Source organism: Mesorhizobium sp. P2_D5 (assembly GCF_056404355.1).
In genome coordinates this window covers 22,789-36,451 of sequence record NZ_JBFUEE010000007.1, presented here as the reverse complement: position 1 = coordinate 36,451, position 13,663 = coordinate 22,789, and the positions used below count along the sequence as shown (strand labels likewise).

The 13,663-nt window shown below is 62.2% G+C and carries 14 protein-coding genes; 3 read left to right on the top strand and 11 right to left on the bottom strand.

The annotated features are described in order from the left end of the window. Positions 1-51: 51 nt before the first annotated feature. The 5 genes from AC1DYW_RS26185 to AC1DYW_RS26165 form a co-directional block, all read right to left on the bottom strand. Positions 52-846, bottom strand: coding sequence for an ATP-binding cassette domain-containing protein (locus AC1DYW_RS26185; protein ID WP_477228121.1), 795 nt, complete (start codon positions 844-846; stop codon positions 52-54). Then, entirely contained in the window at positions 846-1,943 is a 1,098-nt protein-coding gene (locus AC1DYW_RS26180; RefSeq protein WP_457152542.1) for an ABC transporter permease, read from the bottom strand. The genes AC1DYW_RS26185 and AC1DYW_RS26180 overlap by 1 nt, the downstream gene beginning before the upstream one ends. A gap of 55 nt (positions 1,944-1,998) precedes the next feature. Further along, on the bottom strand, positions 1,999-2,955 hold the full coding sequence (locus AC1DYW_RS26175; RefSeq protein WP_457152543.1) for a rhizopine catabolism ABC transporter substrate-binding protein: 957 nt from the start codon (positions 2,953-2,955) through the stop codon (positions 1,999-2,001). Between the two features lie 156 nt (positions 2,956-3,111). Next, positions 3,112-4,011 (bottom strand): myo-inosose-2 dehydratase, encoded by a 900-nt coding sequence (iolE, locus tag AC1DYW_RS26170; protein WP_095090983.1) that lies wholly within the window; start codon positions 4,009-4,011, stop codon positions 3,112-3,114. Then, entirely contained in the window at positions 4,008-5,126 is a 1,119-nt protein-coding gene (locus AC1DYW_RS26165) for a Gfo/Idh/MocA family protein (RefSeq protein ID WP_477228120.1), read from the bottom strand. The genes iolE and AC1DYW_RS26165 overlap by 4 nt, the downstream gene beginning before the upstream one ends. 98 nt (positions 5,127-5,224) lie before the next feature. Here AC1DYW_RS26165 and mocR point away from each other — a divergent pair, with 98 nt between their 5' ends. Next, positions 5,225-6,676, top strand: a complete 1,452-nt coding sequence (gene mocR, locus AC1DYW_RS26160) for a rhizopine catabolism transcriptional regulator MocR (RefSeq protein WP_477228119.1) — start codon at positions 5,225-5,227, stop codon at positions 6,674-6,676. Positions 6,677-6,686: 10 nt separating this feature from the next. On the opposite strand, the gene AC1DYW_RS26155 is transcribed toward mocR, so the two are convergent. Further along, positions 6,687-7,889, bottom strand: coding sequence for an MFS transporter (locus AC1DYW_RS26155; RefSeq protein WP_477228118.1), 1,203 nt, complete (start codon positions 7,887-7,889; stop codon positions 6,687-6,689). 204 nt (positions 7,890-8,093) lie between these two features. Next, a complete protein-coding gene (locus AC1DYW_RS26150) occupies positions 8,094-8,552 on the bottom strand; it encodes an Lrp/AsnC family transcriptional regulator (protein WP_095090987.1) in 459 nt (152 codons plus the stop codon). A gap of 171 nt (positions 8,553-8,723) precedes the next feature. On the opposite strand from AC1DYW_RS26150, the gene AC1DYW_RS26145 reads away from it, so the two are divergent. Then, complete coding sequence (locus AC1DYW_RS26145) at positions 8,724-9,458, top strand: AzlC family ABC transporter permease (RefSeq protein WP_477228117.1); 735 nt, start codon at positions 8,724-8,726, stop codon at positions 9,456-9,458. Then, the gene (locus tag AC1DYW_RS26140) at positions 9,455-9,754 is read left to right on the top strand and encodes an AzlD family protein (RefSeq protein ID WP_095090988.1); all 300 of its coding nucleotides are present in this window, start codon (positions 9,455-9,457) and stop codon (positions 9,752-9,754) included. The genes AC1DYW_RS26145 and AC1DYW_RS26140 overlap by 4 nt, the downstream gene beginning before the upstream one ends. A 59-nt stretch (positions 9,755-9,813) precedes the next feature. Here AC1DYW_RS26140 and AC1DYW_RS26135 read toward each other — a convergent pair whose 3' ends face one another. From AC1DYW_RS26135 to AC1DYW_RS26120, 4 genes are read right to left on the bottom strand one after another with little or no spacing between them, the layout of a single operon-like run. Further along, positions 9,814-10,872: an ABC transporter ATP-binding protein gene (locus AC1DYW_RS26135; RefSeq protein ID WP_477228116.1), complete on the bottom strand. Its 1,059-nt coding sequence runs from the start codon at positions 10,870-10,872 to the stop codon at positions 9,814-9,816. Between the two features lie 46 nt (positions 10,873-10,918). Beyond that, positions 10,919-11,851: a 3,5-dioxohexanoate:acetyl-CoA acetone transferase gene (kce, locus tag AC1DYW_RS26130; RefSeq protein WP_477228115.1), complete on the bottom strand. Its 933-nt coding sequence runs from the start codon at positions 11,849-11,851 to the stop codon at positions 10,919-10,921. A gap of 31 nt (positions 11,852-11,882) precedes the next feature. Next, positions 11,883-12,731: a carbohydrate ABC transporter permease gene (locus AC1DYW_RS26125; protein WP_477228114.1), complete on the bottom strand. Its 849-nt coding sequence runs from the start codon at positions 12,729-12,731 to the stop codon at positions 11,883-11,885. Then, positions 12,728-13,663, bottom strand: a complete 936-nt coding sequence (locus AC1DYW_RS26120) for a carbohydrate ABC transporter permease (RefSeq protein WP_477228113.1) — start codon at positions 13,661-13,663, stop codon at positions 12,728-12,730. The genes AC1DYW_RS26125 and AC1DYW_RS26120 overlap by 4 nt, the downstream gene beginning before the upstream one ends.

The window sequence follows — 13,663 nt, the reverse complement described above, 5'->3', positions numbered from 1 at the left end:
GTCGAGGCGACGATCGTCGGCTTTGCGCCAGCTGGTTGACCTTTACTTCCCCTACGCGGGGCTGCCTTTGACCGCTCTATTGAGTTCCTGTTCCAGGTCGACCAGTTCCTTGCCGCCGGCCATCAGATTGAGCAACTGATCGCGATCAATTTCGCTTTTCGCGTAGGTGCCGGTGCATCTGCCGCGCTTCAACAAGGTAAAGCGGTCGCCGACCACATAGGCGTGATGAACGTTGTGGGAAATGAAGATGACGCCGATGCCGCGCGCCTTGGACTGGACGATGAGCTTCAGGACGACAGATGCCTGATGGACCCCCAGCGCCGATGTCGGCTCATCCAGGATCAGCACCTTGGCGCCGAAATAAACGGCGCGGGCGATGGCCAGGCACTGCCGTTCCCCGCCCGAAAGCGTGCCGACAGGCTGTTCCGGATCGCGCAGCTGGATGCCCATCGCCGACAATTCGTCATACGCGGTGCGGTTGGCGAACTCGGCGTCAAACTGGCTGATCGGGCCGAACTTGCGCATTGGCTCGCGCCCGAGAAAAAAGTTTCGCGCCACGCTCATGAGCGGCACCAAAGCCAAGTCCTGATAGACCGTTGCGATGCCGCTGTTGCGCGTATCGGCCGGTGACGCAAACCTCGTCGGCTTGCCCTGGACGCGGATTTCACCCTCGTCTGGCGCGTAGACGCCGGACAGCGTCTTGATCAGCGTCGACTTGCCCGCGCCGTTGTCGCCGAGCAGGCAATGGACTTCGCCCGGACATACGTCGAACGACACATCCTTCAGCGCAACGACCGATCCGAAATACTTGCTGACCGACTTCAGTTCGACATAGGGCTCGGCCATCACCGGCTCCTCATGGCGCGGTTGCGCACATAGCTGTTGAACAGCACGGCGATGACCATCATGGCGCCCATGAACAGCTTGAACCAGTCCGTGTCTATGCCGGTGTAGAAGATGCCCATCTGCACCACGCCGAAGATCAATGCGCCGAACATGGCGCCGACGGCCGATCCGTAGCCGCCGGTGAGCAGCGTGCCGCCGATGACGACGGCTATGATGGCCTCGAATTCCTTCTGGGTGCCGCGCAGCGTGTCGGCCGAGCCGGTGACCAGGACCTGGATCGCAGCAAAGAGCGCGGCCGCCATGGCCGTCATGACGAACAGCGTGATCTTGGTGCGCGCCACCGGTACACCGAGGTTGCGCGCGGCGTTGGCTTCACCGCCGGCGGCGAAGATCCAGTTGCCGAAGCGGCTGCGCGTCAGCAACCAGGTGCAGATCAAGGTCAATGCGATCCACCAGACGATCGACACCGGAATGCCGGAAATCGACGGCAGTCCGTCCGCCCGCTTGCCGACCAGGCCGATGTCCGAAAGCCAGGCGATCAGGCCGGAAAACACCTGGCCTGAAAACAGGCTGTTGAGAGGATCGTTCAACGCCAGTTCATGCACGCCCGAAACCTGGGTCCGCCCGGATATGCCGCGGGTGAGACCGAGCGTCAGGCCGCGCAGCATGAACAGGCTTCCGAGCGTCACGATGAAGGAGGGCAGCCCGGTCTTGACGACGGCGAGCCCGTTGAGCGCACCGATACCGCCGCAAACAGCGAAGGAAAACAGCAGCGAAAGCCAGATGGGCCAGCCCCAGAATACGGAAGGGATCGCGATCAGGATCCCGGCAAAGCCAATCATCGAGCCTACCGACAGGTCGAACTCGCCCGCGATCATCAACAGGGCCACGGGTGCGGCGAGAATGCCAAGCTGGGCCGAGACCTCGAGGAAATTGATGATCCCCTTGGCACTGAAAAGTCCCGTATTTCCCGCCGTGATGGCGAAGAACACAAAGACCAGAACGGTCCCGGCCGCCGCGCCAAGTTCCGGCCTGCTCAACAGGCGGCTCAGGCGGGAGACGGACCGGATCCGCTCGTCGCGAACCTCTGCAGCCATGGATGCGTTACCTTCATCGGTGAAAGCGGCCGGGCCGGAGCCCGGCCGCCAGCGGTTAACGCTTGCCCTGTTTTGCCAGATCGATGACCGAGGCGGCAGTATCCTTGGTGACGAAACCGGGGCCTGTCGGATAGTCGGCGATCGGCATGATCTTGTACTTCTTCCAAAGGTCGAACATCGCGACCGGGATATAGCCCATGGCATATTGCTGGGCGTCGATGCCCCACTCCATCTTGCCGGCAACAACGGCCTGCAGGATGGTGGGAGACAGATCGAACGTGCCGGTTTTCACCTTGCCCGCGAGGCCCATTTCATCGAGCGCGGCCAGCGTTGGTTCGGCACCGCTGGCGCCGACAGCGAGAATGAACTGCGTGTCGGCATGGGCGGTCATATAGGCGATCATGCGGTTCTTCATTTCGGTCGGGTCGATGACGCCGTTCATCACCGGAACATCGACGCCCAGCCCCTTGGCAAAGCCCGCGCAGCGATCGTCAAGGCTGGAATTGCCCACCTCGTGATTGGCGCAGACCGCCTTGGTGAGGCCGAGTGCCTTGATGCGCTCGCCGGCCATGACGCCCGCCTGAAATTCGTCCTGTCCCATGAACAGCAGGCCGCCAAGATCATGAGTCAGCTTCGAGCCGCCGGAGTCGATGACGATGACCGGGATGCCGGCGGCAACGGCATTCTTGACCGGACCTGAAAGGGCCGCGGCGTCGGGGATCGAAACAACCATCCCATCGGGCTTCGAGGCTGTAATGGCGTCGATCATTTGCGCCATCTTGGCCATGTCGAATGTTTCGGGCGCCAGATATTCGGCCTTGACGCCCAGGGTCTTGGCCGCATCGTCCATGCCGTTCTTCACGACCGACCAGTAGGGGTCGCCGCTCTGGCCATGGGTTACAAACACCACGTGCGTATCATCGGCGGCCGCAAGACTGGTGGCCGCCGCCATCATCGTAACGCCGGCCAGCAGGCCGAGCGCAGGCTTTATTAATTTCGCAAGCGAAAACATAACAACCTCCTGTTTGTTTTCCGCCGCCGCAGTTACGGTCGGCAGTCCAGTTGCCCCTTCAAGGTGTGTTGTTATTCCATGACCTGAATCTTCGCACACCTCTGTCCAGTTTCATTCATCAGCACTGGTTCCCTGGAGGCCGAATAGTGGCCTCGATCATTCCCTGACAGTAAATCCGGCTTCCCCAGCCATGCGCGACAAATTCCGGAATCCCATTGTCGCATAGGTCAGCGGGTTGGCCTTGCTGGGATCCTGCTCGGCCTCGACGACCAGCCAGCCGCTGTAGCCGTTGTCGGCAAGCACGCGCAAAATCGAGGGATAATCGATGAACCCGTCGCCGGGAACGGTGAATATCCCGTCCATGACCGCTCCCATGAAACTCATGTCTTGCGCGCGAGCCCGATCAAGCACGGCCTTGCGCGCGTCCTTGCAATGCACGTGCACGACGCGCTTGACGTGCGCCCTGATCAAAGCCAGCGGATCGCCGCCCGAGAATATCGAATGGCCGGTGTCGTAGAGCAAGCCGACCGCCTCGCCGGTGTGGCGCATCAGCAGGGCCACCTCGGCATCGGTCTCGACGATGGTCCCCATATGGTGGTGAAAGGCCATGCGCACGCCGAAATCCGCCATCCGCTCGGCCAGCGCGGTCAGTTTGCGGCCGTAGGCCGGCCATTCCTGCGGGCTCAGTGCCGGGCGTTGCGAGATTGGTCCCCAGATGGCGTCATGGCGTCCGCGCGAGGTGTCGGCATAAACGACATGCGCCGCGCCCATATCCTTCAACAGCTGGAGATGCGGCATGATCGCATCCATTTCCGCGCTGACTTCCTTCTCGTCGCAGCGGCCATCATACCAGCCGGAAATCACGGCAAGGCCATAGCGCTCCATGATCGGCTTCAGCTCGGCCGACCGGCGCGGGAACTTGCCGCCAAGTTCAGTGCCGGAATAGCCGGCCTGTTTGGTCTCGCCGAGACAGACCTCAAGTGGCGTATCGCCGCCGAGTTCCGGCACGTCATCATTGCTCCAGGTGATCGGGTTTATGCCGATGCGAACCGTCACGGGCGAGCTCCTGATTGCTTGAGCTGGGCAAGGTGGCGCCGGGTGAGCCCGGCCAGCAGCGTCATGTCGCGACGCGCCTGCTCGGCGGTGTTGCGCACCGGCGTGCCTTCGACGATCGCCGACCAGAAACCCTTCAACTCCTCGACAAACGCCTCTTCGTATCCGCTGCGGATGTCGCGGCTGGAAAGCGTGTGGCCGTCGCTGGTGCGCAGGGTCAGCCGTGTCGGTTGGTGGTTGAGATAGGGTGAGGGGAATTCCAGTTCGAGCGAGGCTTGGTCGAAGTAGAGCGTTATGCGCTCGCGGTAGTCGGCGAGCCCAGGTACGGCCAGATGCACCATGTTCCACAGCGCCTGGCCACCGAGCAGCCGCACGGCACCCTGGCCGCCTTCACCCCTGGCAAAAAGCGAGGCGCCGACAATGTCGCCATCTGTGACGCCGAGCGCATCGAGCAGCCCGTGGACGGCGTTCACGTCGTGCACGATCGCTGAACAATAGGCGCCGACAAAACCACGAAAGGCGTCGGGATCATCCAGTCCAGGCACCGCTCGATCCACCTGCTCGCGCTGCCTGGCTTCGGTCGCGGCAACCAGATCCACCGCGACGTCGTCACCCCGGCATGTGGAATGGTGCCGCACGAACGGCCACGCGTCGGGATCGTTGACCTCGACCGAAATGTAGCGAAGCGTCCGCGCCGTGCCCGGCAGCATCTTCAGCGCCGCCTCGTAGCTCGGATCGAAACGCTTCATGTAGCCAACCTGAAGCACCTTGCCGGCGCGATCCCTGGCGGCGATCAGGTCGTCGATGTCCCCGGCGCTGTAGCAAAGCGGCTTTTCGCAGAAGACGTGCAGCCCCCGGGCGAAGGCGGCGAGAGCCTGTTCCCAGTGCAAGGCATCGGGGGAGGCTATGACCACGGCGTCAAGCGGCATCGCTAGAAGTCCGTCGAGATCGGCGAATGTAGCGAGGCCGAATTCCTCGCCGACAAAGGCGCGGGCTTTGCGCGAAGGATCATAGACGCCGAGGATCTTGAACTGCCGGTGCAATTTGAGCAGATTCGGGATGTGCTCGACCTGGGCGACGCCTCCCGCACCGATCACTCCCACCCTTATGCACTGCATTGGTCAGCCCCACCTGAACCTGAACGCATTTTTCTTGAGCCTAGGACTGCTTTGGTTCCATTGTTAGAACCAGTTTGCATTGATTTTTCGGAACCAGGATGAAGACGAGTTTTCCAATCGACGGCATTGCGCTGGATCGCGGCAGTTCCGCCAACCTGCACAGGCAGCTCTACGTCCAGTTGCGCGGTCTGATCGAACGGCGCGTGCTGCCGAGCGGCCATGCGCTGCCCTCGACACGGGTCATGGCGCGGGATCTGCAGGTGGGCCGCAATACGGTGATTGCCGCTTGCGACCAGCTGGCGCTGGAGGGTTATCTGGCGATAAGGCCACGCCGGCCCTCGGTGGTCATGGATCTGCCGACCCGTTCGACCGCGGCTGAGCATGTATCGGTCGAGGGTGAGAATCCGATATCATTGCGCGGGCAGGCCATGCTCGCCCAACCCTATCATCACGGCCGACCCGGCATGCTCGCATTTCATCCCGGCATGCCGGACCCGGATAATTTTCCGTTCAACACCTGGTCGAAACTGCTCAGCCGCCGCGCAAAATTTGCGCATATCGACCTTTTCGGGACCTATCACGTCAAAGGCTATCCACCTCTTTGCGAGGCTATCGCTCGCTATCTCACCGCGTCGCGGGGGGTTCAGTGCACCGCCGAGCAGATTGTCGTGACCAATGGCGCGCAGTCGGCGTTCGATCTTCTGGCCCGGCTGCTGATCGATGAAGGCGACACGGTGTGGATGGAGGAGCCGGGATACTATGGGGCGGGTTCGGCTTTCGTCTCGGCTGGGGCGAAACTGGCGCCACTGCGCGTGGGCAATGCAGGCTGGAACCTCGATCCACCGCCTGTCATTCCGCGCATGATTTTCGTGACGCCCTCCTGCCATCATCCGCTCGGCATAACCATGCCGATGGAACAGCGGCTCAATCTCCTGCACATGGCCGAGACCTGGCGGTCATGGATCATCGAGGACGACTACGACGGCGAATACCGTTTTCAGGGGCAGCCTATACCGGCGCTGCAGGGCATCGGCGCGTCGAACCGCGTGGTCTATGTCGGTACCTTCGCGAAAATCCTGTTTCCGGCCATGCGCCTCGGCTTTCTGGTGGCGCCCAAAGCGATAGACCACACAATCGTCTCGGCGCTGAGCGTGACCGGCCAGTTCGCCCCGTTGCTTGCCCAGGCAGCACTGGCGGACTTCATGAACGAGGGGCACTTTACCCGCCATCTCAGGCGCATGCGACGCCTCTATGCGGACAGGCGGCAGTTCTTCCTGGAGAGCGCTCAAAGACATCTCGGAGAATGGCTGGATTTCCATTCCACCGAATCCGGCATCCAGGTTGTCGGCATTTTCCGCGATAGATGTAACGACGCGGCGACTGCCGAGGCGTTGCTCCAACAGGGGATCAACGTCTCGGCTCTATCGATCCAGTACCGTCACGGCTCGGAACAAAACGGCCTTGTCATGGGTTTTGCGGCTGCAGATGCGCAGACAACCGAAAAGACGATGCAAAAATTTCGAGCCGTGCTGCAAGCCCATTTCGGCTAGACTCCCAAGATCACGCCGTCTGCAACTCACGGCGCGGCAGCGGCGGGAAGGCGATCGCGATGCCGACCGCGCCAAGGCCGATGATGGCCGAGCCGATGAACAGCCAGGAATAGTTGGCGTAGGCATCGAACACCATGCCGCCGGCCAGCGGACCGAGCGCCATGCCGAGGCTGGACAGCATGGTTGCGGCCCCGAACACGGTGCCCAGGATGCGCTGGCCGAAATACTCGCGCGCCAGCACCGCATAGAGCGGCATCACGCCGCCATAGGTGGCGCCGAAGATGACGGCCAGCATGTAGAACTGCTCGAGCTGGCTGATGCTGAGATAGGCGGCAATGACGATTGCCTGGATGGCCAGGCCCGCGATCAGCACCGGCTTGACGCCGAGCCGATCGGCAAGCACGCCGTAGAGAAGCCGCCCGCCAAGCCCAGCGAGGCCCTCGACGCTGTAGATCGAGACCGCCGCCATGGGCGCCACGCCGCACAGCATGGCATAGCTGACCATATGGAAGATCGGCCCGGAATGGGCAGCACAGCAGGCAAAGAAGGTCAGCCCGAGCACGATGAATTGCGGTGAGCGCAGCGCCTGGCCGGCCGTCAGGCCGGCGCCTTCGGCAACCCGTGAGGAACCGAAATCGGCCACGGCTCGCTTCGGCGGCTGGCGGACCAGCAGCACGGCCGGCAACAGCAGCACCCATGCGGTAATGCCGATGTCGAACATGGCCGTGCGCCATTCATAGGCCGAGATCAGCCAGCGAGCGAAGGGCGAGATCGTCATCGGTGCTACGCCCATGCCGGCCGAGACCAGCGAGACCGCAAGGCTGCGGTTGGTGTCGAACCAGCCTGATGTCAGCGCGATCATCGGCGCGAAGAAGGCGCTGGCCGCGAGGCCGACAAGCACGCCATAGGTGATCTGGAAGGTCAGCAGCGAGCCGGCGCGGCTGGCCAGCACCAGCGCCAGCCCGAGCAGCACCGCGCCGATCGTCACGACGATGCGGGCGCCAAAACGGTCGGACAGGGCGCCCCAGGCGAAGCCGCCAAGGCCCATCACCAGGAAGTTGAGCGTCACGGCGCTCGAGATGCCGGCGCGCGACCAGCCGGTGTCGATCGCCATCGGCTCGAGGAAAATCGCCAGCGAAAACATCGTGCCGATGGCGACACAGGACATCAACGCGCCAGCCGCGACGATGACCCAACGATAGGAAAGGCTCATGTTTTTCTCCCATGCCAGAGGGCAGCGCAACGCGCTGCTTGCGTCCGAAGGACGCTGGCACGGACATCGATCCTACAATCCGGTTGCATTTTTTATCCAGTCTAACTGGCGCCTTTTCCGGTCGCCCCGGCCGCTTTTGGGCGACATGGTTTTTGGACGCATGTCGTGGTCCCAAAACCGCTTCACACTCTTGGGTGACATGCGTCATAGCGGCAGTTCGGATGTGTATTTGATCGTCTGGCTAGGGACATCCGTCTTGACGTTCTGCACACCCTTGATGCGGCTCAGATGCTCCGACTGGAAGCGGCGGTAGTCGTCGATGCCGGCCGCCACCACGCGCACCAGGGCATCGCAATCGCCGAGCATCAGATAGCATTCCATCACCTGCGGCAGCTTGGCCACTTCGGTGGCGAAATGCTCGATCGTGTCCTCGTCCTGCTGCTTCAGCCAGATGCGGGTGAAGAAGGTCAGGCCCTTGCCGATGCTGGCCGGGTTGAGCACGGCGACATAGCGGTCAATGACGCCGGCCTCCTCCAGCAGCTTCACGCGCCGCAGGCAAGGCGATGGCGACAGCCCGACCTCGTTGGCCAGATCATTGTTGGCCATGCGGCCGTCGCGTTGCAGTGCCCGCAGGATGCGCTTGTCGATCTCATCCAGCTTCATGGCTACGGATTCCATTTTCTTGGCGATTTGTGACACTCAATGCCAAAATCAAATGAAATACAACAATCTTCGCAACCAAATTGCTGGACGGTGTTGGTATGTTTGCCGCCGACATCACTGATTTCAAACGCAATTGGAAGCGGCGGCCGCGAGGCCGACCGATGGCAAAGCATGAGCATTTCACAGGCAGTCGAGGCGGCACGCGATGGTTCGACGTCCGAGTTCCGCCGTGGCGTGGCGTCATGCGCGCCGGTGCTGTTCGGCACCATCCCCTATGCGCTGGTGCTCGGCGCCCAGGCCACCCAGAAAGGCTTGAGCGTCGTCGAACTCTCGGCAATGACAGGGCTGAATTTCGCCGGCGGCTCGGAATTCGCGGCGATCCAGCTGTGGACGTCGCCGCCGCACATCGTGCTCATCGTCGCCATCACCTTCTTGGTCAACAGCCGGCACCTGCTGATGGGGGCCGCATTGGCGCCGTTCCTGCGTCACTTGCCGCGGCGCAAGATGTTTCCGGCGCTGTTCTTCCTATGCGACGAAAGCTGGGCGCTCGGGCTTGCCGATGCTAGGCAGCGCGCCGCGGCTGGTATCACGCCAGCCTTCAGCCCGCGCTACTATATGGGTGCGGCGCTGGCGATGTATCTCACCTGGGTGGCCTTCACCACGCTGGGTGCCTTGCTCGGCCCGATGCTTGGCCATGTTGAGACCTATGGTTTCGACATGGCGTTTCCGGCCGTCTTCCTGGTGTTGATGAGCGGCATGTGGAAGGGCGTGGCCGCCGCGCGGCCCTGGCTGGTCAGCCTTGTCGTCGCGGCGCTGACCTATCTCATGGTTCCCGGCGCCTGGTATGTCGCGGCGGGCGCGGTGTCGGGGCTGGTCTCGGCCTGGTTCTTCTGGAGAGAAGCATGATCGACGCGACGACCCTTTTCACCATCGTGCTGATGGCCGGCGTCACCTATCTGACCCGTATCGGCGGCTATCTCGTGCTGCGCAACCGCACGCTCAGCGTCCGTGCCACGGCGGTGATGGAGGCTGCACCCGGCTGCGTTCTGATCTCGGTGATCGCACCGGCCTTCGTGTCGAGGAACCCGGCTGACCTTCTGGCGCTGGCCATCACTTTTGTCGCCGCAACACGGTTCTCCATGCTGCCGACTGTGCTGATCGGGGTCGCCTCGGCGGGCATTCTGAGGCATCTGATCGGTTAGGACAAAAAGAGCAGGCGCCGACGCCTGCCTTTCCTCATCGGTGTCGTAGCCGCCGCGATCTATTGGATCGTGGACGTGATGCGCCGACCCTCGGCGTTGAACAGATGGAGCTGCGTCAGGTCCGGGGCCAGGAAAACGTGCTGACCCGGCATCACGCGGATCCGCTCGCGCAGCAGCGCGCTCAGCGTGTTGTTGCCGGCTTTGGCAATGACAAGGGTTTCCGAGCCGGTCGGCTCGACCACTTCGACCACTGCCGGCACGCCGCTGTCGGAAAGCCTGAGATGTTCGGGCCGGATGCCCCAGGCGACGGCGCTTTCGGTCTGTTCCAGCACGGGCAGCGGGAAGACGATGCCGTTTCCGGTGGTGAAGCCGTCGGCGGTGCTGCGCCCTTGCAGGATGTTCATCGCCGGCGAGCCGATGAACTGGGCTACGAACAGGTTGGCCGGTCGGTCGTAGAGGTCGAGCGGAGCGCCGACCTGTTCGACGATACCGCCATTCATGACGACGATCTTGTCGGCCATGGTCATGGCTTCGACCTGGTCGTGAGTGACATAGACGATGGTGGTTCCCAGGCGCTGGTGCAGCGCCTTGATTTCGGTGCGCATCTGCACGCGCAGCTTGGCGTCGAGGTTGGAGAGCGGCTCGTCGAACAGGAAGACCTTCGGCTCGCGCACGATGGCGCGGCCCATGGCGACACGCTGGCGCTGGCCACCGGAAAGCTGGCGCGGATAACGCTCAAGCAGATCCTGCAGTCCCAGGATTGTCGCGGCGCGCGCAATCTTGTCGTCGATTTCGCGCTTGTTTTCCTTCTTCAGCGTCAACGCGAAAGCCATGTTCTCGCGCACGGTCATATGCGGGTAGAGCGCATAGTTCTGGAACACCATGGCGATGTCGCGCGATTTCGGCGCGATGTCGTTGATGACCTTGCCTTCGAGTGCGATCTCGCCGGTGCTGATGTCTTCCAGCCCGGCGATCATCCTCAGCAAGGTCGACTTGCCGCAACCGGATGGGCCGACGAGGGTGACGAATTCGCCCGAAGCAATGTCCACCGACACGCCGTGGATGACCTTCGCCTTGCCATAGGCCTTCTCGACATCGGTGATGGAAAGCGCGCTCATCGTGTCATCCTTGGGAAAGATCTGGCCACGGGAAAAGAAAGTCGTCTCAGAAAGAAACCTTGTCGCCGCCCTTGAGTTGCAGGATCTGCCGCGCCTCGTCGGGGGTGGCCACCGAGGCGCCGAGCCCCTCGATGATCTGGCGCACCTTGCGCACCTGCTCGGCGCTGGATTTCGCCAGCTGGCCCTTGCCGATCCACAGTGAATCCTCCAGCCCGACCCGCACATTGCCGCCCAGCGCAATCGCCTGGGTGGCGATGGGCAGTTGACTGCGCCCGGCGCCCAGCACCGACCAGTGGTAGTCATTGCCGAACAGGCGGTCGGCGGTGCGTTTCATATGTGCGACATCCTCCGGATGAGTGCCGATGCCGCCGAGGATGCCGAACACGCTCTGGACGAAGAACGGCGCCTTGACCAGGCCGCGCTCGACGAAATGGGCAAGCGTGTAGAGATGGCCGATGTCGTAGCACTCGATTTCAAAACGCGTGCCGTTTTCCGCGCAGGTGCGCAGGATGTACTCGATGTCGCCAAAGGTGTTGCGGAAGATGCGACCGCGCGACCCTTCGAGATATGGCCGCTCCCATTCGTGCTCGAAGGTCTTGAAGCGCTCCAGCATGGGATAGAGGCCGAAATTCATCGAGCCCATGTTGAGCGAGGCGACTTCCGGCGCAAAGGTCGCCGCCGGCTTGACCCGTTCCTCGACGCTCATCGTCGCGGCACCGCCGGTGGTGATGTTGATCACGCAGTCCGAGCGCTGCTTGATCACTTGCAAGAAGGGCGCAAAGGCCTCGGTCGACTGGTCGGGACGGCCATCGGCTGGATTGCGCGCGTGCAGATGGACGATGGCTGCACCTGCCTCGGCGGCTTCGATCGCGGCCTGTGCGATCTGCTCGGCGCTTACCGGCAGGTGCGGCGACATCGATGGCGTGTGGATCGAGCCGGTAACGGCGCAGGTGATGATGATCTTGTTCTGGTTGGCCACGTGAAAGGATCCTCGTCTATTTGACCGCGCCCTATTTAACCGCGCCTTGGGTGATGCCCGAGATGAACTGCTTCGACAGCACGATGTAGAGCAAGGTGATGGGCAGGGCCGCCAGCGTCAGTCCGGTGAACAGCACGCCCCAGTCGGTGGTGAACTCGCCGATGAAGACGGTGAGGCCCTGCGGCAGCGTCTTGAGATCGTCCGACGTAATCAGCACCAGCGGGAAGAAGAAATCGTTCCAGATTGGAACCGCGTTCTGGATCGCGACTATGACCAGAGCCGGGCGCGCCAGCGGCAGCATGATCGAGCGCATGATGCGAAATTCGCTGGCGCCGTCCATGCGCGCCGATTCTTCAAGTTCGCGCGGCAAGGTTCTGAGGAAGCCGGTCATGATGAACACCGCAGAAGGAATGCCCATGGCGACATAGACCAGCACCAGGCCGGCATAGCTGTCGACCAGTCCCAGCGTATCCAGCTGGATGAACAGCGGGATGATTGCCAGTTTCAACGGCACGGTCATGCCGCTCAGGAAAAACATCAGCACCAGCGCGCTCAGCCTGAACTGGTAGCGGGCGATCGCGTAGGCGGCCATGGTGCTGAACAAGAGGATCAGAGCTACCGCTGCCGTGGTGATGCCGACCGAATTGGCGAGGTAGCGGACGAAGTTGGTCTCGGTCCACACACGTTCGGCATTGGTCAGCGAAAAGCTCGACGGCATGGCGAAGGGCGAACTGAATATCTCCGCATTGGTCTTGAAGGACGAGATCACCATGACGAACAGCGGATAGATCATGATGACGGCATTGAGCGCCAGCATCAGCTGGATGGCGCCGTTCTTCAACAATTCGCCGCGGTCCCGGCTGCCGGCTGCTGCGCTCACAGTTCGATCTCGCGACGGCGCAGGTAGCGAAGCGCGATTGCGGTGACGCCGGCAACGACGATGAACATCATCACGGCCAGTGCGCTGCCCTGGCCGAAATCCTGGATGCCCGTGGTCGTACTGCCGAAGGCGGTGCGGTAGAAATAGAGGCCGAGCACATCGGTGGCGCCGCCGGGTGAGCCGGTAAGGCCAGCCATGACATAGGGGATTTCGAACCAGTTGAAGCTGCCGATGAAGGTCAGGATGGTGACGATGGTAACGCTCGGCGCAATCAGCGGCCAGATGATCCGGGTCATCAGCACATAGTCGCCGGCGCCGTCGAGACGGGCGGCCTCGATCACTTCCTTGCCGACGCGTTGCATGCCGGCCAGCAACACCAGTGTCGGGAAGCCGAGCCAATGCCAGATGTTGGTGAACAGGATGCTGCCCAAGGCGGTCGATTCATTGCCAAGCCACGGGATGGCGCCGATGCCGACAAGCGCCAGAGTCTGGTTCACCAGCCCGAACAACGGATGCAGGAACAGTTTCCAGAGGAAGCCGACGATGACCGCCGACAGCACGACAGGAAGAAAGACGATAACCTGGTGGATGCGATGGCCCGGCAACGCCTTCAACAATGCGTAGGCGAGCAGGAACGCGGTGCCATTCTCGAACACCATCAGTGCCACGAAGGCGATGATGTTGTGCTTCAGCGCATTGTAGGTCCAGTCGCTGTAAGGCGTCTCGAACAGCACCTTGCGGAAGTTCTCGAAACCGACGAAGCCGGTGGGCTGCAAGCCGTTGAACTCATAGAAGGCAAGGCGGAAGGCCGACAGCAGGGGCCAGAGTACGAACAGCACCATGACCACCAGGGCCGGCGTCAGCAGTGATGCGATCCAGAGTGACCGGCGCCACGGGAAGGCTTTTGCAGTGTGGCGCCGGCCGTTGTTCAT

Excerpts from the sequence above, each read along its gene's own strand:
- AC1DYW_RS26185 (WP_477228121.1), bottom strand. The coding sequence starts at position 846 with ATGGCCGAGCCCTATGTCGAACTGAAGTCGGTCAGCAAGTATTTCGGA.
- AC1DYW_RS26180 (WP_457152542.1), bottom strand. The coding sequence starts at position 1,943 with ATGGCTGCAGAGGTTCGCGACGAGCGGATCCGGTCCGTCTCCCGCCTG.
- AC1DYW_RS26175 (WP_457152543.1), bottom strand. The coding sequence starts at position 2,955 with ATGTTTTCGCTTGCGAAATTAATAAAGCCTGCGCTCGGCCTGCTGGCC.
- AC1DYW_RS26165 (WP_477228120.1), bottom strand. The coding sequence starts at position 5,126 with ATGCAGTGCATAAGGGTGGGAGTGATCGGTGCGGGAGGCGTCGCCCAG.
- mocR (WP_477228119.1), top strand. The coding sequence starts at position 5,225 with ATGAAGACGAGTTTTCCAATCGACGGCATTGCGCTGGATCGCGGCAGT.
- AC1DYW_RS26155 (WP_477228118.1), bottom strand. The coding sequence starts at position 7,889 with ATGAGCCTTTCCTATCGTTGGGTCATCGTCGCGGCTGGCGCGTTGATG.
- AC1DYW_RS26150 (WP_095090987.1), bottom strand. The coding sequence starts at position 8,552 with ATGAAGCTGGATGAGATCGACAAGCGCATCCTGCGGGCACTGCAACGC.
- AC1DYW_RS26145 (WP_477228117.1), top strand. The coding sequence starts at position 8,724 with ATGAGCATTTCACAGGCAGTCGAGGCGGCACGCGATGGTTCGACGTCC.
- AC1DYW_RS26140 (WP_095090988.1), top strand. The coding sequence starts at position 9,455 with ATGATCGACGCGACGACCCTTTTCACCATCGTGCTGATGGCCGGCGTC.
- AC1DYW_RS26135 (WP_477228116.1), bottom strand. The coding sequence starts at position 10,872 with ATGAGCGCGCTTTCCATCACCGATGTCGAGAAGGCCTATGGCAAGGCG.
- AC1DYW_RS26120 (WP_477228113.1), bottom strand. The coding sequence starts at position 13,663 with ATGAACAACGGCCGGCGCCACACTGCAAAAGCCTTCCCGTGGCGCCGG.